Here is a 19,211-nt window from a genome sequence, read left to right as displayed (position 1 = left end):
TTGCCAGTGGGTGCGTTTTTTGATCTTCAGGGAGGATCAAAAATACGGATCCCGTCATGCTGAAAGATCTTTCCGTCCAGAGCCTGTTCATGGGCTGCCTGACCGCCTTCGTCGGTTTCGCCAGTTCCTTCGCGGTCGTGTTGCAGGGGCTCAAGGCAGTCGGCGCGACCGATTACGAAGCCGCATCCGCGCTGATGGCGCTTTCGGTCGCGATGGGAGTCTGCGCCATCGTTCTTTCTGTCGTCACCCGCCTGCCGATCAGCATCGCCTGGTCGACGCCGGGCGCAGCACTTCTGGCCACGACGGGTGTTATCGATGGCGGCTTTCCCGCAGCGGTTGGCGCCTTCATCATCTGTGCGGTGTTCATCATCATCGCGGGACTGTTCAAACCGCTCGGACGGGCTGTTGCATCCATTCCTGCGCCGCTTGCCAATGCCATGCTGTCCGGCGTCATCATCGGTCTGTGTTTCGCACCCATAAAGGCCATCGGGTTCAATCCGGCGCTCGGTCTGCCAATCATTCTGGCCTGGATAATTGTTGGCGCATTCAAGCGGCTTTACGCCGTGCCTGCAGCATTGGCTGCCTTCGTGCTGGTGATGATCTTCGGGGTAGATATTCCCGCCGGAGCGCTGGATAGCCTCGCGCAATCACTGGCGCCGCCGGTGGAGTGGGTCACGCCGACCTTCAGCCTGCATGCGGTGATCTCTATCGCGCTGCCGCTTTTCATCGTCACCATGGCATCGCAGAACATTCCCGGTATCGCCGTGCTGAAGGTCAATCATTATGATCCGCAGCCGGGGCCACTGTTTGCGACTACTGGCTTCTTTTCCCTGTTATCTGCGCCGTTTGGCGGACACGCGGTCAACCTGGCGGCCATCACAGCTGCCATGTGCGCGGGCGAAGATGCGCATCCGGACCCGAAGCGGCGTTACTGGGCGGCGATTGTCGGGGGTATCGGCTATATCGTCTTTGGCCTGCTGGCGGGCGTGGTCACCGCCTTTGTAGCGCTTGCGCCGCCGATTCTCATTCAGGCGGTTGCCGGTCTGGCGCTGGTGGGGGCTTTTTCCGGTTCTGCCGTTGCGGCCTTCAAGGAAGCCGAGACGCGGGAAGCCGCGGCGATCACCTTCCTGATTACCGCCTCCGGTCTGTCCTTTGCGGGCATTTCCGGCGCATTCTGGGGACTGATCGGCGGCGGGCTGATGATGGCGCTGACAGGTTTCGTGAAACGAATGAAAAACTAAAGTTGTTCTTGCAACAGAATATTTCGCCGCTTATAAGCTCTGGCATGAGCAATCGCACCGCAACCTTTTCCGGCATGACCGCGCAGATTTCTGCGAACGCGTCGCCGTGCGGTGCACTCTCGCTTCTTAGCCTCGACCTTACACGCGGTTGCCGGGTCCAGTGAGGAGCGCCCGGCGGCCGAAAGCCCGCTGGCGCGAACGCTCCTCAACTCGAAATCTCATTTGATACCGATTTTTGGGCCCGCAAGGGGCGCGTATCTGTCGATGGCATTGCCCGCGGATACGGAAGGAGCAAAAACAATGGACGCCAAGACCAACACCGTTTCCAAGGGCATGCAGGACGCCAGCGTAAAGTACCGTCCGTACCCCACCATCAATATTCCCGACCGTACATGGCCATCGAAGACCATCACCAAGGCGCCGATCTGGTGTTCGGTGGATCTGCGTGATGGCAACCAGTCGCTGGTCAACCCTATGGGCCATGACCGCAAGGCACGCATGTTCAAACTGCTGCTGGAAATGGGCTTCAAGGAAATCGAGATTGGTTTTCCTTCCGCCTCGCAGACGGACTTCGATTTCGCCCGCTGGTGCGTGGAAGAGGGCAATGTGCCGGATGACGTGTCCTTGCAGGTGCTGGTGCAGTGCCGCCCCGAGCTGATTACCCGCACATTCGAGTCGCTGGAAGGTGCCAAGAACCCGATCATTCACTTCTACAATTCCACCAGTGAATTGCAGCGCCGCGTCGTGTTCGGCAAGGACGTACACGGCATCAAGCAGATCGCCGTCGATGCGGCCAAGATGATTACCGACATGGCGGCCAAGGCCGGTGGCGGTTATCGCTTCGAATATTCTCCCGAAAGCTTCACCGGTACGGAGCTGGAAGTGGCTCTGGAAATCTGCAACGCGGTCATCGCCGAAGTGAAGCCGACGGCGAACAACAAGCTGATCCTGAACCTGCCCTCTACCGTCGAAATGGCGACGCCGAACATCTATGCCGACCAGATCGAGTGGATGTGCCGCAATATCGACAACCGCGAAAACGTCATCATCTCGCTGCATCCGCACAACGACCGCGGCACGGGCATCGCTGCGACGGAACTGGGCCTGATGGCCGGTGCTGACCGCGTGGAAGGCACGCTGTTCGGCAATGGCGAGCGCACCGGCAACGTGGACGTCGTGACGCTGGCGCTGAACATGTATACGCAGGGTGTCGATCCTGAGCTGGATTGCCGCGACATCGAGCGTATCAAGTCCGTTTACGAATATTCCAACGAAATGACGATCCCCGAGCGTCACCCTTACGTCGGTGAACTGGTCTACACCGCGTTCTCCGGTTCGCATCAGGATGCGATCAACAAGGGCATGAAGGCGATCAAGGTTGCCAACCACCCGGTCTGGGAGGTGCCTTATCTGCCGATCGATCCCAAGGATGTGGGCCGCTCGTACGAGGCGATCATCCGCATCAACTCGCAGTCCGGCAAGGGCGGCATCGCCTATATTCTCCAGCAGGATTACGGCCTGAACCTGCCGCGCAACCTGCAGGTCGAATTCCGCGAAGACATTCAGCGCATCACCGACGAAGAGGGCGTGGAGCTGCCCGCCAAGCGCATCCACGAGCGCTTCATCGAGCGTTACGTGACGCAGCCTCATGCTCGGCTGAAGTTTGTGGACCACCACACCTATCCGGCCGGTGATTTCAAGGGTGTGCGGGTGGTTGCCGCCGAGATTACCGACAATGGCGAAGTCAAGCGTATCGAAGGCAAGGGCACCGGCCCGATCGATGGTTTCATCAACGCGTTGTCGGTTTATCTGGGGATCGACCTGTCGGTGAACGACTATTCCGAACACTCGTTGCAGCACGGCTCCAACGCTTCGGCCATCGCTTATGTCGAAATGGAGCATCCGGGCGGCAAGCTGTTCGGCGCGGGCATCAACACCAATATCGTCGGTGCGTCGCTGGAGGCCATCGTTTCCGCTGCAAACCGCGTGCTGGAAGAGTGGGCGAAGTCGTAAAGACTTCTCCAGCACCACACTCGACGGGATCCTCGGGCTCGACCCGAGGATCCCGTTTCGCAAGATGAATGGGATCCTCGCCTCAACGCGAGGATGACGAAAGAGCGGAAGCCGCGTCTTCGGGCTATCCCGTTACTCCCGATCCAGCCGGGTAAATCCCAGAGGGCGGCCGTTTTCGTAGAACACGCGGACGTCTTCCAGCTCTACGGCTGTCGCGGTTTCGTTGAGGCTGTGGCGTTCACAGGCAACGTTCCATGACCCCGGTCCACCAGAAATGTTGAAAAGATTGTAGGCAGCGCGTGGCTTTTCGCCGCCCGGCCCCTGGCTTGCCGAGGCGATGCCGACGACGGGAATGTGGTCACGGCCGTGGTGGGTATTCAGCCAGTAGACCGTGTTGAGGTGTGTGTGTCCGTGGAGCACGAGTTCCGCACCGCCGACGCCGAGAGCGGCCGCGAAACGGCGGATGCCGATCATGCGCTTGTGGGTTGCGGCCGCACCGCGGATCGGCGGATGATGGATCATCACCACACGAAACAGCCCCATCTCGCCAGCTTTTTTCAGAAGGTCGGCCGTGGCGCGCGCCTGCCGGTTGCCGAAGTAACCGGTTGCCGAAAAGGGCGGCGTTGCGATCGAGGTCGAGCAGCCGATGAGCGCGACAGGGCCGCGCACGCGCATATAGGGGAAGATCTTGCGATCCTCATCCCATTCTTCAGGATCGCCATCGCCGCGCACATAGGGATACCAGGCATGCATGGCCTTGTCGTGCGCGCCGGAGACATAGGCATCATGGTTGCCGGGGACAACGGAGGTCGTCTCGGGACTGCCGACTTCCTCCAGCCAGTCGGCTGCAGCGCGGATTTCGATGCCGGTGGCGAGATTGACGAGATCGCCCGTGATGGCCATATGATCCGGCGCTTTTGCCTCTATATCGTCCAGCAGTTTTTCCAGCGTATCGGTGAAAAGATGCTTGCGGCGATTGCGGTGCCAGTTGACGAAGCCGGTAATGCGTTTGGAGGCCAGTTCCCGGAAGGTCAGTTTCGGCAATGGGCCAAGATGAATGTCTGAAATATGCGCGAGTTTGAACATGGCGGCAGAGATAACCTATGATATGCAGCGCGTCCAATGAAAGCCTGACCACGGGGAGTAACGAAAGTGAGTGACGAGAGAATGCCCCGTGACACGAGGCCGTTCCATTCGCGCGTGATGATACGCATGCTGCATTTCGTTTTTCTGCTGACACGCGGCGCGACCGTGGGTGTCAGAGCTGCCTGTTTTGATGCCGAAGGGCGGGTTTTTCTGGTCAGGCACTCGTATCTGCCCGGCTGGTATCTGCCGGGTGGTGGAGTCGAGCGTGGCGAAACCGTTGCGATGGCGCTTCACAAGGAAATCCGCGAGGAGGGCAACCTCAAGGCAGTTGCTACGCCCGAGCTGATGCACGTCTATCTGAATACCGAAGGCAGCAACCGCGACCACGTTGTGCTCTACCGTTTGGAGGTCGAGCAGACCGCGCCGAAAAAGCCGGACCACGAGATTGTCGAAAGCGGTTTCTTTGCGCTGTCCGAATTGCCGGAAAACGTGACGCCCGCCACCCGCCGCCGGCTTGCGGAACTGGCAGGTGAGGCGGCCTTCAACGACTACTGGTAGTTTTTTTGAGCGTCGGGCGTTTCCCGAAAGCGGCATTATGCTCCCGTGCGGTCGCCTCAGGCAGACCTTTGCCGGTCACGCGCCACGATAAGGTCCAGTTCCGGCCCGACCGGGACGATCCCCGTGGGATTGATCGTGCGGTGGCTTCTGTAATAGTGCTCCTTGATATGGCGCATCTCGACCGTTTCCGGCACGCCGGGCGTGCGATAGAGGTCGCGCAGATAGCCGGTCAGGTTCGGGTAGTCATGAATGCGGCGGATGTTGCACTTGAAATGACCGACATAGACCGGATCGAAACGCACGAGTGTGGTGAACAGCCGCCAGTCGGCTTCCGTCTGGCTTGATCCGAACAGGAAGCGACGGTCTTTCAGCCGGTCCTCCAGCATGTCCAACGTTTCGAACAGTTTCACCACGCTTTCCTGATAGGCGTCCTGTGTCGTGGCGAAACCGGCTTTGTAGACGCCATTGTTGACGTTATCATAAATCACGGCATTCATCGTATCGATGTCTTCGCGCAGGACCTGCTGGTAATAATCCGACGTGTTGCCAGTCAACCCATTGAAGGCGCTGTTGAACATGCGGATGATTTCCGCCGATTCATTGGAAACGATGGTGCCGGTCCGCTTGTCCCAGAGTACGGGAACGGTCACGCGGCCGGAGTATTTAGGGTCGGCTTTCGTGTATACCTGCCAGAGCGTCGACAGGCCGAAAAGATGATCTTCCGTAGCGCCGGGCGTGCGCGTTTCCTGCGGTTTGAATTCCCAGCCGTTTTCCAGCATCAGCGGATCCACGACTGAAACGGAGATCACGTCTTCGAGTTTCTTCAGCTTGCGGAATATGAGAGTTCGGTGTGCCCATGGGCAGGCGAAGGAAACGTAAAGGTGGTATCGGCCAGCCTCTGCCTTGAAGCCGCCCTGTCCGGACGGGCCGGGCGCACCATCAGCGGTTATCCAGTTACGGAACTGCGAAGCGCTGCGCTTGAAATGCCCCTTGGTTTCCTTGGTGTCGTACCAGACGTCTTTCCATACGCCTTCCACCAGCATGCCCATGGTCGCCTCCTTTTCGTTTTCTTGCTGCGATCTTAACCGTTTCAACCGGAATGCACATCCGCGCTTTGGTGAACAATGCGTTTTTGCTCCATTGCCGGAGAATGGCGCGTGTTGCAGATTTGTTCTGGACGGCGGGAAATTTTCCTGATAATTGCGATTTTTATAATTCTGAGGAAATTATCGACCATGATCGAAACACGGATGCTCCGACGACGCTGACGCTCCTGAACGCCCTAACCGGCGCAGCCGTCATATATTGTCGTATCAGCTTCTGGAAGTTTCGGTTTCTTCATGTCCAAGCACGATCTGGTCTACCTCACCGAGGACGCGTCGCACGACGCCATCATCGAAATCATAAACGAAGAAGCATTCGGCCCTGGTCGTCACACACGCGCTGCTGCACGCATCCGTGAGCAGGGTCCGCACGACCGGTCAATCTCCTTCATCTGCGCGGATGACGGCGAGACGATTGCTTCCGTTCGTATGACGCCTGTTCTGGCCGGTGATGTTCAGGGCCACATGCTGGGTCCGCTTGCCGTACGGCCTTCGCACAAGAACCGGGGTATCGGGCGGGAGCTGGTGCGGATCGCCATTGCCGCTGCAAAGCGCAAGGGCTCCGAGGCTGTCATCCTGATCGGTGATCCACCCTATTACATGCCGCTTGGTTTCGAAAAGGTCGCATATGCTGCACTGGATTTTCCGGGTCCGGTCGATCCAAACCGCGTGCTGGTCGTGCCTTTGGGGCATGACATACACCAAAGGCTGAAGGGCAAGATCGGCTGGCGCAAATGCGAAGCGGTGATGGCGGAAGTGGAATCGGGCGACGACGCCTTCGAAGAACCGCTTCGGGTCTACGCCTGAACGCAAATCGTCATTCCCGTACTTGACCGTTTTCCAACTGCGACCTAGCAATCGGATGGCGATTTCTGCGAGGGGAGTGGGATGACAGCTATCAGCATGGGCGAGGCCCTGGAGCGCGCGGGCGCGGGTCCATATCAGCGACGGTTGATGGGCATTTTCGGCCTTGTTTGGACGGCGGACGCCATGCAGGTGCTGGCGGTGGGGTTCACGGCGGCATCGATCGCTGCAACCTTCGGCATGACTGTTCCTCAAGCCTTGCAGACCGGAACGGCATTCTTCCTTGGCATGCTGATCGGTGCTGCCGTCTTCGGGCGGCTCGCCGACCGCTACGGTCGCCGTCGGGTTCTGATCGTGACGGTCGCCTGTGACGCCGTTTTTGGCCTGCTTTCAGCCTTTTCGCCCGATTTCACCATTCTGCTCGTTCTCCGCTTCCTGACCGGGGCGGCCGTTGGCGGCACGTTGCCGGTGGATTATGCGATGATGGCAGAATTCCTGCCCGCGAAAAACCGCGGGCGCTGGCTCGTTCTTCTTGAAGGTTTCTGGGCTATCGGAACGTTGATCGTGGCGATTGCCGCATGGATTGCCAGTCTGGCCGGTGTCGCCGATGCCTGGCGCTATATTTTTATCGTGACGGCGGTTCCGGCGATCCTCGGGTTTGGCCTGCGGTTTCTGGTTCCTGAATCGCCGCTCTACCTGATGCGGTCCGGCCGCTTCGAGGAAGCCAAAGAGGTTGTGAACCGCATGCTGGAGGCGAACGGCAAGCCGGTTCTGGATTTTGGAACGAGGCTTTTCCAGCCTGAAACGGCGACGGCACAGGGCATATTCTCACCTGCACTCAGGCAGCGCAGCATCATGATCCTCGCGATCTGGTTTCTGGTGTCCGTTTCCTATTACGGCATCTTCACATGGATGCCAGCGCGCCTTGCGGGTGAAGGTTTCGGTTTCGTGCGCGGCTACGGTTTTCTCGTGCTGGTGGCACTGGCGCAGATCCCCGGTTACGCGCTGGCCGCCTACGGTGTGGAGAAATGGGGGCGCAAGCCGACGCTCATCGGTTTCTGCCTGCTTTCGGCGCTCGGTTGCCTGCTTTTCACGCTGGCGTCCAGTTCCGCCCTTGTTGCCGTCGCGCTGCTTCTCATGAGTTTCGCGCTGCTCGGCACCTGGGGAGCGCTTTATGCCTATACGCCGGAACTCTATCCCACCGAATCCCGTGCCACCGGCATGGGGGCGGCCGGAGCCATGGCGCGCCTTGGGGGACTTACCGCACCATCGATCCTCGGTTACGCGATTGCCCAAGGCTTCGGTTTCGCCGTCGGCATCTTCGCGGGACTTCTGGTGCTGGCGGCGATTGCCGCAACGATGATCAATGCCGAAACACGGCGTGCCGTGCTGGCTTGAAGATGAGGGTGCGTCCTCTTAACCCAAGTGGTTGGACGCACTCTGTCTATCTATCTATTTCAAACGCTCTAAAACCGCTTTTCGAGCCAGGTGATCGACTGGCCGCTGGAAAGCGGTGATAACGCGCCGATCTTTGCGAAGCCGCAGCGCTCGTAGAGCCTCAACGCGTCCGGGTTCATCGTGTCGATATAAGCGCCAATGCAGCCGCGCTTTTTCGCCTCTTCCTCTGCCATGGCGAGGAGCTTCGGGCCGGTGCCTTTGCCGCGCATGTCTTCCGGCACGAAAAGAAGCTGGATGTAAAGCCAGCCGCGTCCCGTGTATCCGACGAGGCCGCCGGTAACAGCGCCTTCGCCGTTGCGGATGGTGATGAGGAGTTCACGCCGGTCGCTTTCCCCGAAGCGGGCGACATTGTAGGCGACCAGCGGATCGCGGATCGCCTTTTCGGCCTCTGCATCCGCAACGTCAGTCAAAACGAACTCCATTCCCGCTCTCCCCGAAGCATTTGCTATTGGGGAAAACGGAATGGCGCATCCTTGCCTCCGGCGCAATCGCGAATGCCGAAAACCTTTCGCTTCACGACGAACGGTTTACCGCCCTTCACGCCACCAGAGTGCGGAGAAGGCGAACAACAGGGCGGCAAGGCCGGCAAAACCGGCGAACAGCGGCAAGGTGTTCACACCCTTCAGCACGGTTTCATCCGTCAGGCGGATCAGCATGCGATCATCGTCCGCAACGCGGATGTCGCCACGGACCGGCAGGATGTCGGGCAGGGCAATCCGGCCCGCATTGTCGGCAACACGGTGAATGCTGCCTTTGGTGGCGTCCACCAGCGGGCGCAGTGTTTCCGTCGTCGAGATCATCGCCTTGAATTCCGGCGCATCGACGGCACCAACATGAACAAGGGTGGTGAAATCGCCGTTCCGGATCTCAAACAGACCGGTTTCGTCCATGCGCCGTTCGATCTTGTAAAGACCGGGCTCGGTGGTGGTGAAGGCCATGTACTCCGTCTTGCCGGAGGGGAACGTCACGGATGCCTGTCCGGGGTCGTCACCAATGGTCTGGCGGGTGATTTCCAGCGTGCGGCCGTTGGCGCGGGCGGTCAGCGCCTCTTCCTCAAGCTCCGGTTCCTTCATCAGCCAGTGGGCGATGCGCCGGTAGAGTGCCACATGCGGCCCGCCGCCTTCGTAACCACGCGCCCAGAGCCAACCCTGATCCGACAGCAGCATGGCGACGCGGCCTTCACCCTGACGATTGAGGACCAGCAACGGATCCTGTCCGTCGCCGAGCATCACCGTCTGGCCCTGCGGCGGGTCGACGCTGATCGTACGGAACCAGCGGCCCCATTGCGGTGGCTCCTCGCCGGAGCCATCAAGGCCACGTGTGACGGGATGTTTCTTGCCCGCTTCCGAAAGGCGCGGGTAGAAGGCGGCCTGATGCACCTGACCTGTCGGCTGGGCTGGCAGCACGGATGCCAGCGGCGTCATGGCAATCGAATCCTGTCCCGCATGCTCGGGACCGGCGGCGATCAAAAGCGCGCCGCCCTTTTCGACGTACTGGGCGATGTAATCGTAATAGAGGATCGGCAGCACGCCGCGATGCTGGTAGCGGTCGAAAATGATGAGGTCGAAATCCTCGATTTTTTCGACGAAAAGCTCACGGGTGGGGAAGGCGATCAGCGACAGTTCATTGATCGGCGTGCCATCCTGTTTTTCCGGCGGGCGCAGAATGGTGAAGTGGACCAGATCGACGGAGGCATCGGACTTCAGCAGGTTGCGCCATGCGCGTTCACCGGCATGCGGTTCGCCGGAAACGAGCAGGACGCGCAGGTTCTGGCGGATGCCTTCGATGAGGTGGACGGCGCGGTTGTTGGCGGTCGTTACCTCTCCCGGCAGCCCTGCGACGGAAAACTCCATGACATTGTTGCCGCCACGCGGAACCCGGAAGTTGAACGGCGTCGGCTGGCCCGGTGTTGCCTGCAACGTGGCGATTTCCTCGCCGTTCATCTTGACCGTAACGTCGGCGGAACCGCCTTCCGACCGGCCGTCATCAAAGACGCGGAAGGTCAGTTGCTGTTCTTCGTTGACGATGCCGAAGCGGGGAGCGCGGACGATCTCGATGCGGCGGTCGAATTCGTCGGCCTTGCCGGTTATTAGGCCGTGGACAGGCGCCTTGAAGCCAAGTGCCTGCTCAGCGTTCGGCAAGGCGTTCGGTATGTCGTGGATCTGGCCGTCGCTCAGGAAGATCGCACCGCCAACGCGGGATGGCGAAACATCCGAAACGGCAGAGGAAAGTGCGGAGAATAGCTGCGTGGATGGTGCATCGCTTTCGGCATTGTCACGTACTTCGACGATGCGCGGTTCGATGCGTGGGAAACGCGACAGCCGGTCGCGCAGGGTCGCGAGCGCTTCGTCAGTCATCTGCGGCCTGTCCTGGACGTCCTGGCTTTGCGAACGGTCGACAATGACGGGAACGATGGTGGAGAGCGGTTCCCGCTCCTCGTTCGTCAGCAACGGGTTGGCGATGGCCAGCAACAGGGCGGCAAGCGCCAGCCCGCGCAGCCACGCGCCTCGCACACCGCGCCAAAGCCCGACGACGGCGAGGGCAAGGGCAGCGACGGCCAGAACGGCGATCACGATCCACGGCAGGAAAGGGGCGAAGGTCAGGGTCATGTCATTGCCCCAGTCGTTCGAGGAGGGCCGGAACATGGACCTGATCGGCCTTGTAGTTGCCGGTCAGCATATACATCATGATGTTGACGCCGGAGCGGAAGGCGTGTTCGCGCTGCAATTCGTCCGGGGGCACGGTCGGCAGAACGGGTGCGCCCTGCGTGTCGATAGCCCATGCGCCTGCAAAATCATTGCCGGTAATCATGATCGGCGTCACGCCATCGCCGGAAGATGACAGGCCCGATGTGGTTTTCGCGGCACCCTGACGGGATTCCACCCAGAGCGGCGAACCGTTGTAGCGGCCCGGAAAGTTGGTGAGCAGGTAGAAGGAGCGGGTCAGCACATGGTCTTCCGGCACCGGCTCCAATGGCGGAATGTCGATATTGGCAAGGATCGCCTGCAGGCGTTCGCCATTGGGTGTGGTCCCACCATTGTCGAGCGAGGAGAACTGGTCACGTGTATCGAACAGCACGGTGCCGCCGGCCCGCATATAGGCGTCGATGCGTGAGATCGTGGCGCTGGAGGGCATCGGAGCGCTCGCCGAAACCGGCCAGTAGATGATTGGATAGAAGGACAGTTCGTCCTTCGAGATATCCAGCCCGACCGGCTGACCGGGTTCCAGCGTGGTACGCCAGGTCAGGAACTCGCTCAATCCCTGCAATCCCTGTTCGGAAATGCGGTCCACATCGTCTTCGCCAGTGCGGACATAGGCAAGATGCGTGGTGTCCAGCCGCTCGAAGATCTGCTCGTCGCCAGGTTTGGGATCATCCGCACGCGCCTGTTGCGGCGACAGTGCGAAAAGCCCTGATATGGCAAGAAGAGCGAGGGCGGCGGCGGAGCTGCGCGTCGTTTTCGGCAGGCGCGCGAAGGCGCCATTCATGAAGAGCACGATGAGACTGTCCGCGATCAGCATCAGGAAGGCCGCAATGAACAGGGCAGGGCGCAGCGATTTGGCCGTCTCGCCGACCAGTGCCTCGGTTGTCGAGGCTCCGGCAGTGCTGGTGTCCAGCGGACGGAGCGTTGCACCGGCCGGGAGCAGATTAAGCGCGACGAAGCCGTCTTCCGTACCGTAGAGGCCGGGCGGGTTCTCGAAACTTGTACGTGGTGGCTGACCGGCGCGTATTTCGAGCGGGCGGGCTGAGCCGATTTCGGCGGAAAGCGAGCCTTCCGCGGTCAATAGGCGATAGGGCGGCAAGGCTGCCGCGGGTGCATTGGCGGAAGCGGACGCGCCACCCGCCTGCGACAGCTGAACGATACGGCGCAGCATTTCGACGAAATGGCCGGAGATCGGCAGATCGGACCAGCTTGCTTCGGCGCTGACATGGAACAGTACGATGCGACCCGTCTCGATATTGCGCGTCGTGACGAGCGGCGTGCCATCTGCAAGGCTTGCCCATGTGCGTTCGGCGAGATCCGGTGTCGGTTCGGCCAGCACCTGTCGCTTGACGAGAACGCCATCGGCTTTCGGCATGCCTGCGAAGGCGCCGAAATTGGGGAAGTCGGCCAGCGGCTGCGGTTCAGCCCAGGATAGCGCGCCGCCGAGGGCGCGTTCGCCCTGACGCAACGTCACAGGCACAAGCGGATCATCCGACGGGGCCGCAGCAAGACGCGGGCCTGCAAAACGGATCAGCGTGCCGCCACCAGCCAGCCAGCGCTGCATCGGCTCGTAGGTTTCCTGCGGCAGGCGGCCGATATCGGCCATGACGATGACGGACGGATTGGATTGCAGGATTTCCGGAATTGCCTGCGAAAGATCGGCCTGCCGCTGCTGGATCAGGTCGGCATAGGGCTGAAGCGCACGGCTGATGTAGTAAAGCGGCTGGAGAAGTGGCTGGAAGTCGTTGCCGGTTTCGCCCGCAAGCAGTGCCACACGGCGACGGCGGAACCCGTCATCGAGCAGATGGGCTGAACCGGCTGTCGAGACGCCATCAAGCGAAAGCCGTGCGAAATCGTTGCGCAACTCGAACGGTGCATCCACCGTTGCCGTCGTTTCTGTGGCGCCGGGGGAAAAATCCGCGACGCCGTTTGCCAGAATGCGTCCCTGACTGTCCTGCGCATTGACTGTCAGCCGTTGCAGCGCTGCCGTTTGCAGCCGGGACACGGTGACACTCATGGCGTCGGCATTGTTGGTCGCTCCGGTAATGGCCGTCACGTTCTGGCCGTCACCTTCGACGAAGCGGAATTCGGCCGGGGACAGGTTTGCCAGCGTCGTAAGCGCGGTTTCATCCTGTGTCGTTGCCACGCCATCGGTAATATAGGCCAGCGTGCCGGGTGCCGTTCCGTTCAGTGCTTCGGTGATGGCTTCCGCCGTCCGGTTGCGATCAGGCACCAGCGGTTTCGGTCGCGCAGCCGCGAGCTTTTCAAGCGCGACGGCAGTCGTTGCCGGAACCGCGTCATGCTCGGCATCGGCGGTGAAGCTGATGGAGACGGGGCGCTCGGCCCGTTCCGCATCGCCGATCAGAGCGCGTGCGGTTTCGACGCGTCGATCCCAGTCCGGTGCGGCGGCCCAGCTGTTATCCATGACCAGCACCAGCGGCCCGGAGCCTGCCAGCATATTGTTGCGCGGGTTCATCACCGGATCGGCAAGTGCCAGAATGACCGCCGCTGCCAGAGCCATACGCAGCAGCGTCAGCCACCAGGGGCTTTTCGAGGGCGTTTCCTCCCGTTTCAACACCGTGGCGAGGATTTTCAGCGGCGGGAAGACTTCCGTCTTGGGGCGAGGCGGTGTCAGCCGCAGCAGCCACCAGATGGCAGGCAGTGCGAGAAGGCCGAGGAGAATGGCAGGACTGGAAAAAACGAACGGCAGAAAATTCATCGACGGCCACCGCCTTCCGCAGGGGAGCCGGACAGATACATGTGGACGGCGACCAGCGCTTCGGAGGCAAGATGGTCGGTGCGGTGGAAAACGAAATTCCAGCCCAGCCGCCGCAGGGATGATGACAACGCATCGCGGCGGGCGAAATAGGCACGGGTATAGTCTTCGCGGATGGTTTCGGCGCGGCCGGATACAAGCTTCTCGCCTGTTTCCGGGTCGGTGAACTCGGTACGGCCGGAATAGGGGAAGACTTCCTCGGCGGGATCGGCGATCTCGACCACGTGGCCGCGAAGGCTGCGGCGTGCGAGTGGCGAAATGCGTTCCATGACGCTCGCCGCATCATCGAGAAAGTCACCGATCAGCACGATGTCGCTGGCGCCGCGGATCATGCCCGTTTCCGGCAGGCCGGTGGTAACGGGTGCATGCATGATGGCGGTCGCAAGGCGTTCGGCGGCGTTTCTGGCCGAAACCGGCTCCATGATCCCGGGGCAACCGATGCGTTCGCCTGAGCGGGCGAGGATTTCCGCCAGCGCCAGCATCAACACCAGTGCGCGGCTTTCCTTGGAAACGGTGCCGAGCGTCGATTTGTACATCATCGATGGCGACATGTCGGCCCAGAGCCAGATGGTGTGGGCGGCTTCCCATTCACGTTCGCGCACATAGGTATGGTCGTCGCGCGCCGAGCGCCGCCAGTCGATGCGCGAAAGGCTTTCGCCTTCGGCATAGGGGCGGAACTGCCAGAAGTTTTCACCGACGCCGCGCTTGCGACGGCCATGCCAGCCGGCAATGACCGTATTGGCGATACGCCGCGCTTCCACCATGCAATCGGGCACAAGTGCTGCCCGCTGCTGCGCGCGCGCCAGCACTTCGCTGCCGGGTGTCTGCTTTACGATCTGGCCGATGGACGCCACAGCTATTCCTTTCGCCAACGCCTGAACGGGTTCAGTTCTTCGCCTGCTCCACGAGGCCTGCGATTACATCACGGACCGACATGCCTTCGGCGCGTGCCGCGAATGTCAGTGCCATGCGGTGTTCCAGCACCGGTTCGGCCAGTGCGTAGATATCGTCCAGCGACGGGGCAAGCCTGCCTTCATAGAGCGCGCGGGCGCGTGCCGTCAGCATCAGGGACTGCCCGGCGCGCGGACCCGGCCCCCATGCAACGTTCTTGTCGGTCAATTTGTTGCCATGGCCGGGGCGTGCGGAGCGAACGAGGGCGAGAATGGCGTCAACGACCTTGTCGCTGACGGGCATCTGCCGGATCAACATCTGGATATCCATCAGCCGCTCCGCATCGATCATGCGGCGAGCTTCACCTGAGGCCGTACCGGTCGTGTCGAGCAGGATCTGGCGTTCCGCGGCAAGGTCCGGGTAGTCGACATCCACCTGAAGCAGGAAACGGTCGAGCTGGGCTTCCGGCAGCGGGTAGGTGCCTTCCTGCTCCAGCGGGTTCTGCGTGGCGAGAACGTGGAAGGGCTTCGGCAGGGCGTAGTGCTGGCCAGCGACCGTGATGTGATATTCCTGCATGGATTGCAGCAGGGCGGACTGCGTGCGCGGGCTGGCGCGGTTGATTTCGTCGGCCATCAGAAGCTGAGCGAAAACCGGACCCTTGATAAAGCGGAAAGAACGGCGGCCGTTCTCGTCCTGGTCCATCACTTCCGAACCGAGAATATCCGACGGCATGAGGTCGGGCGTGAACTGGATGCGGTTCGCGTCGAGGCCAAGTACTGTACCGAGCGTGGTGACGAGCTTTGTCTTGGCTAGACCGGGAACGCCGACGAGGAGCGCGTGGCCACCGGACAGAATGGCCAGGAGCGTGTTCTGCACCACCTTTTCCTGACCGAAGATGACTTTGGATACTTCGGCGCGGATCGCGGCGATATCGGACAGCGCCTTTTCCGCGGAAGCGACGATGGCTTTTTCGTCGAGGGTTTCGCCGGTATTCATCACGCCCATGTCGCTCTCCTCAAAACCTTCGATCAGTGCGGCTTTCGCACTGCATATAGCTTATTGCTCTCTTGCCCGCTGACAAGCACCATCAGAATGACTATCTCGTGACTTACACAGCCTAGAGCGTTTCCTTGTGAAATGGAAACGTTTCTGCCGGGCATCTTTCCGTCAGGATCAGCGGCGATTGTCGCGTCCATACTTCGGTATGCCTCTCGGCAATCGCCGATGCCCTGTCTAAAACCTGCTCCGGCACAACGATTCCATTTCACAAGGAAGCGCTCTAATGTTTCCTTATCGGCAAAGCGAGACTCGAATATGGCACCTGAAATATTTCATTCCGCGGGTGACGCGGCAGGGCTAGCGGCGATGATTTCCCGCGCTGCCGAACAGTCGGGCGAGGGCAAGCGCGGTCCAGCCGCCGTGGACCGTTGGGATCCACCGTTCTGCGGGGATATCGACATGGAAATCCGCGCCGATGGCACATGGTTCTACATGGGCACGCCGATTGGCCGCGCACCGCTGGTGCGGTTGTTTTCCACCGTTCTGCGCAAGGATGATGACGGCCGGACCTATCTCGTAACTCCTGTGGAAAAAGTCGGTATCAAGGTACTGGACGCGCCGTTCGTTGCCGTCGAGATGACCGTCACGGAGCAGGCAGGCGTGCCGCACCTGACCTTCCGCACCAATGTCGGTGATGTGGTGGAGGCGGGAGCCGAGCATCCCCTGCGTTTTGAAATAGCCGGTGAGAACAGCGAGTTGAAGCCTTATCTGCTCGTGCGAGGCAGGCTGGAGGCGCTGGTATCGCGAGCCGTGATGTACGATCTGGTCGCCTGTGGCAAGGTGATCGAGATGGATGGGCGCCGCATGTTTGCCATCCGCTCGGGCGAGAGCCTTTTTCCCGTGATGCCTGCGGATGAACTGGAAGCACTTTCACAATGAGTTTCAAGAGACTGGATTTTTCAGCCGGTGATTTCCGTCGCCGGGTATTGCAGGACGGCGAAGGTGTTGCCGAGCGTGAGAATGGTGATCATCTACTCAATCCGGGCGTCATTCTTTCTGGAAACGGTATCAGGCTGAAAGATGCCGCGGTTCTGGTCCCGGTGGTTGACGAGGGCGAGGATGCGCGGGTGATCTTCACGCAGCGCACGACAAAGTTGCGTAAGCATTCCGGGCAGATATCCTTTCCCGGTGGCGGTATCGATGCCGAGGATCTTACGCCGGAGGACGCCGCGCTGCGCGAAGCGGAAGAGGAAATCGGCCTTTCGCGCTCTTTCGTGGAAACCGTCGGGCGCCTGCCGGATTATATTTCCGGGACCGGTTTCCGCATCAAGCCGGTGCTTGCCGTGGTGCGGCCGGGCTTTCATCTGACGCTTAACCCGGACGAAGTGGATGAGGTGTTCGAGGTGCCGATGTCCTTTCTGATGGATCCGGGTAACCACGCCCGCGGCAGCGGCATCTTTCAGGGGAAGGAGCGGTTTTTCTACGAAATGCCCTATGGCGAACGTTATATTTGGGGCATTACGGCGGGTATCGTGCGGACAATCTACGAGAGGTTTTATTCATGAACAGCGTCGCCGGGCAGGACTGGTTTGAAAGGCCGGCATTGGCGCGCATCTTCGCGCTGCTGAATGCCGATGGTGGCGAGGTGCGTGTCGTCGGTGGTGCTGTTCGCAATGCGCTGATGGGATTGCCGGTGGGCGATGTCGATATGGCGACGACACTGACACCTGATGTCGTCGTCGCACGGGCCAAGTCCGCGGGTATCAAGGCGGTGCCGACCGGTATCGAGCATGGCACGGTAACCCTGGTCATCGACGGCGAAGGGTTTGAGGTGACCACGCTTCGACGCGACATCGAAACCAACGGACGACATGCCGAGGTGGCGTTCGGCACCGATTGGCAGACTGACGCCGAGCGACGCGACCTCACCATCAACGCGCTTTATGCCGATCAGAGCGGAACCGTGATCGACCTGATCGGTGGTCTTGCCGATATCGAGACAGGCATGGTCCGGTTCATTGGCGATGCGGCGACGCGGATCGCCGAAGACTATCTGCGCATCCTGCGCTTTTTCCGGTTTTTTGCGCATTACGGTTCCGGACGCCCCGATGCAGACGGGTTGCGGGCCAGCGCACGCGCCAAGGACAAGCTGCAAACGCTTTCCGCAGAGCGGGTGTGGAGCGAGGTGAAGAAGCTGCTTTCGGCACGGGATCCGTCCCGCGCTTTGCTGTGGATGCGGCAGTCTGGTGTGCTGGCAGAGGTTCTGCCGGAAACGGAGAAATGGGGCATCGACGCCATTCATGGGCTGGTGGCCGCAGAGCAAGCGCTGGGCTGGGCGCCGAACCCTATGCTTCGGCTTGCCGCCATCGTTCCGCCGGATCGCGAAAGACTGACCGCTCTTGCCGGGCGTCTGCGGCTATCAAAGGCGGAAGCCGTATTTCTCACGCATTGGGCCGATGCGCCCGCGGTCGATCCGGACATGAAGGAGACGGCACTTGACCGTCTGCTTTATCGGCAGGGCGTGGAGGGTGTGAAGGTACGCCTGAAGCTGGCACTCGCATCCGCCCGCGCCGATCTCTCGGCGGGCGAAGCGGCGATGCAGAAGGTTGCACGTCTTTCAACCTTGCTTTCCCGCGCTGAAAAGTTTCAACGTCCGAGTTTCCCGCTCACTGGCGCGGATGTCATGTCAGCAGGTATTGCCGCTGGCCCGAAAGTCGGGGAAATTTTGAAAAGCCTCGAGGACAAGTGGATCGAGGTAAACTTCTCCCTTGACCGGGCAGCGCTGACCGCCCGGTTGAAGGATATTGTCGAAAGCTGATGTTTCAGGCGGCATTCGCTTCGTTGCGGACGCGCGCCTTGATGTTTTCGATCATGTTTTCGCGGATCACTGTTTCGCCATGAGCCGTTTTCATGTGTTCAACGGCGCGGCGAACCACCTCTGCATCTTCTTCTGCCCGCGTGTGCCAGCCGCAGCCGGGTACAAGCGTTCCGCATTCAAACAACCGCATGGTCGTATCTCCTCCTGATAACAGGGACAACGCTCGCACTCCCATACCGCGTTGTCCGGGCGGAGCTTTCTGTGGAAAAGCTCCGCGTTCTCACTCACCACCATACCGACAATGACACCTCAGGTGTCTTTCTCTGCATGGTCCGGATCAAACGAATTTTTTCGTGTTCGGTTCCGGACTGGATCCTGGCGGATCTCAGTCAGGCATTGCCCAGCACTGGAAAACGGAGGATGTGCTGGCGGCTGGGGCCTTCGTGAGAGAGGGGTCGTCATTGGCGACCTTGTTTGCCACGCGCTCTCTGGCAAGGGTGCGTTTCACCTGCTCGACATAAAACGAAAGCGGCAAATCGCGATCTCCGCTGGCGCGCATTTCGGCGGCGAGGCGGTCGATCAGCTCCGGTGTGCCAATGGAATTTTTATCCTCCTTTTGGGAGGATGGAATAGGCATGCTGTTTGAAGTAATCATGACGATAGCTCCTCCAGTACGTCTGCGGGGAGGAGACTAACACCGCCTTATTATTTCCATAAGTCCTAATTTACGCTTTTTTTCGTCATGGTGCTGACAGGTGTCAA

Annotated in this window: 17 protein-coding genes; 8 read left to right on the top strand and 9 right to left on the bottom strand. The window is 60.5% G+C overall.

The annotated features are described in order from the left end of the window. The first annotated feature begins 56 nt into the window (after positions 1 to 56). Together N7578_RS19435 and leuA are read left to right on the top strand one after the other, a co-directional pair. The gene (locus N7578_RS19435; protein ID WP_311111866.1) at positions 57 to 1,241 is read left to right on the top strand and encodes a benzoate/H(+) symporter BenE family transporter; all 1,185 of its coding nucleotides are present in this window, start codon (positions 57 to 59) and stop codon (positions 1,239 to 1,241) included. Between the two features lie 300 nt (positions 1,242 to 1,541). Continuing rightward, a complete protein-coding gene (gene leuA / locus N7578_RS19430) occupies positions 1,542 to 3,254 on the top strand; it encodes a 2-isopropylmalate synthase (RefSeq protein ID WP_311111865.1) in 1,713 nt (570 codons plus the stop codon). A 132-nt stretch (positions 3,255 to 3,386) separates the two neighbouring features. Here leuA and N7578_RS19425 read toward each other — a convergent pair whose 3' ends face one another. Next, positions 3,387 to 4,340, bottom strand: a complete 954-nt coding sequence (locus tag N7578_RS19425; protein WP_311111864.1) for a metallophosphoesterase — start codon at positions 4,338 to 4,340, stop codon at positions 3,387 to 3,389. 66 nt (positions 4,341 to 4,406) lie between these two features. On the opposite strand from N7578_RS19425, the gene N7578_RS19420 reads away from it, so the two are divergent. After that, positions 4,407 to 4,898 (top strand): NUDIX domain-containing protein, encoded by a 492-nt coding sequence (locus N7578_RS19420; protein ID WP_311111863.1) that lies wholly within the window; start codon positions 4,407 to 4,409, stop codon positions 4,896 to 4,898. A 56-nt stretch (positions 4,899 to 4,954) separates the two neighbouring features. On the opposite strand, the gene N7578_RS19415 is transcribed toward N7578_RS19420, so the two are convergent. Next, positions 4,955 to 5,947 carry a glutathione S-transferase family protein gene (locus N7578_RS19415; protein ID WP_311111862.1) on the bottom strand — a complete coding sequence of 331 codons (993 nt, stop codon included), beginning with the start codon at positions 5,945 to 5,947 and terminating at the stop codon, positions 4,955 to 4,957. Between the two features lie 291 nt (positions 5,948 to 6,238). Here N7578_RS19415 and N7578_RS19410 point away from each other — a divergent pair, with 291 nt between their 5' ends. Beyond that, positions 6,239 to 6,808, top strand: a complete 570-nt coding sequence (locus N7578_RS19410) for an N-acetyltransferase (protein WP_311111861.1) — start codon at positions 6,239 to 6,241, stop codon at positions 6,806 to 6,808. An 81-nt stretch (positions 6,809 to 6,889) separates the two neighbouring features. Beyond that, complete coding sequence (locus N7578_RS19405; protein ID WP_311111860.1) at positions 6,890 to 8,203, top strand: MFS transporter; 1,314 nt, start codon at positions 6,890 to 6,892, stop codon at positions 8,201 to 8,203. Positions 8,204 to 8,271: 68 nt separating this feature from the next. On the opposite strand, the gene N7578_RS19400 is transcribed toward N7578_RS19405, so the two are convergent. The 5 genes from N7578_RS19400 to N7578_RS19380 form a co-directional block, all read right to left on the bottom strand. Then, the gene (locus N7578_RS19400; protein WP_311111859.1) at positions 8,272 to 8,685 is read right to left on the bottom strand and encodes a GNAT family N-acetyltransferase; all 414 of its coding nucleotides are present in this window, start codon (positions 8,683 to 8,685) and stop codon (positions 8,272 to 8,274) included. A gap of 105 nt (positions 8,686 to 8,790) precedes the next feature. Further along, on the bottom strand, positions 8,791 to 10,872 hold the full coding sequence (locus N7578_RS19395) for a hypothetical protein (protein ID WP_311111858.1): 2,082 nt from the start codon (positions 10,870 to 10,872) through the stop codon (positions 8,791 to 8,793). 1 nt (position 10,873) lies between these two features. Next, positions 10,874 to 13,684, bottom strand: coding sequence for a DUF4159 domain-containing protein (locus N7578_RS19390; protein WP_311111857.1), 2,811 nt, complete (start codon positions 13,682 to 13,684; stop codon positions 10,874 to 10,876). Further along, positions 13,681 to 14,595, bottom strand: a complete 915-nt coding sequence (locus N7578_RS19385; protein ID WP_311111856.1) for a DUF58 domain-containing protein — start codon at positions 14,593 to 14,595, stop codon at positions 13,681 to 13,683. The genes N7578_RS19390 and N7578_RS19385 overlap by 4 nt, the downstream gene beginning before the upstream one ends. 31 nt (positions 14,596 to 14,626) lie before the next feature. After that, a complete protein-coding gene (locus N7578_RS19380) occupies positions 14,627 to 15,637 on the bottom strand; it encodes a MoxR family ATPase (protein WP_311111855.1) in 1,011 nt (336 codons plus the stop codon). A gap of 309 nt (positions 15,638 to 15,946) precedes the next feature. Between N7578_RS19380 and N7578_RS19375 the strand changes: the two genes are divergently transcribed. From N7578_RS19375 to N7578_RS19365, 3 genes are read left to right on the top strand one after another with little or no spacing between them, the layout of a single operon-like run. Further along, positions 15,947 to 16,570: a DUF1285 domain-containing protein gene (locus N7578_RS19375; protein WP_311111854.1), complete on the top strand. Its 624-nt coding sequence runs from the start codon at positions 15,947 to 15,949 to the stop codon at positions 16,568 to 16,570. Then, a complete protein-coding gene (locus tag N7578_RS19370) occupies positions 16,567 to 17,196 on the top strand; it encodes a CoA pyrophosphatase (protein ID WP_311111853.1) in 630 nt (209 codons plus the stop codon). Before N7578_RS19375 ends, N7578_RS19370 begins: the two co-directional genes overlap by 4 nt. Then, a complete protein-coding gene (locus N7578_RS19365; RefSeq protein ID WP_311111852.1) occupies positions 17,193 to 18,449 on the top strand; it encodes a CCA tRNA nucleotidyltransferase in 1,257 nt (418 codons plus the stop codon). Before N7578_RS19370 ends, N7578_RS19365 begins: the two co-directional genes overlap by 4 nt. A 4-nt stretch (positions 18,450 to 18,453) precedes the next feature. Here N7578_RS19365 and N7578_RS19360 read toward each other — a convergent pair whose 3' ends face one another. Continuing rightward, positions 18,454 to 18,639, bottom strand: coding sequence for a DUF1059 domain-containing protein (locus N7578_RS19360; protein ID WP_311111851.1), 186 nt, complete (start codon positions 18,637 to 18,639; stop codon positions 18,454 to 18,456). A 195-nt stretch (positions 18,640 to 18,834) separates the two neighbouring features. Beyond that, positions 18,835 to 19,104 carry a hypothetical protein gene (locus N7578_RS19355; protein ID WP_311111850.1) on the bottom strand — a complete coding sequence of 90 codons (270 nt, stop codon included), beginning with the start codon at positions 19,102 to 19,104 and terminating at the stop codon, positions 18,835 to 18,837. Positions 19,105 to 19,211: the final 107 nt, after the last annotated feature.

This window comes from Agrobacterium tumefaciens (assembly GCF_031801495.1).
Taxonomy (GTDB): Bacteria; Pseudomonadota; Alphaproteobacteria; order Rhizobiales; family Rhizobiaceae; genus Agrobacterium; species Agrobacterium tumefaciens_K.
Note: the sequence above shows the minus strand (reverse complement) of the source record. Positions and strands in the feature narration are given on the sequence as shown.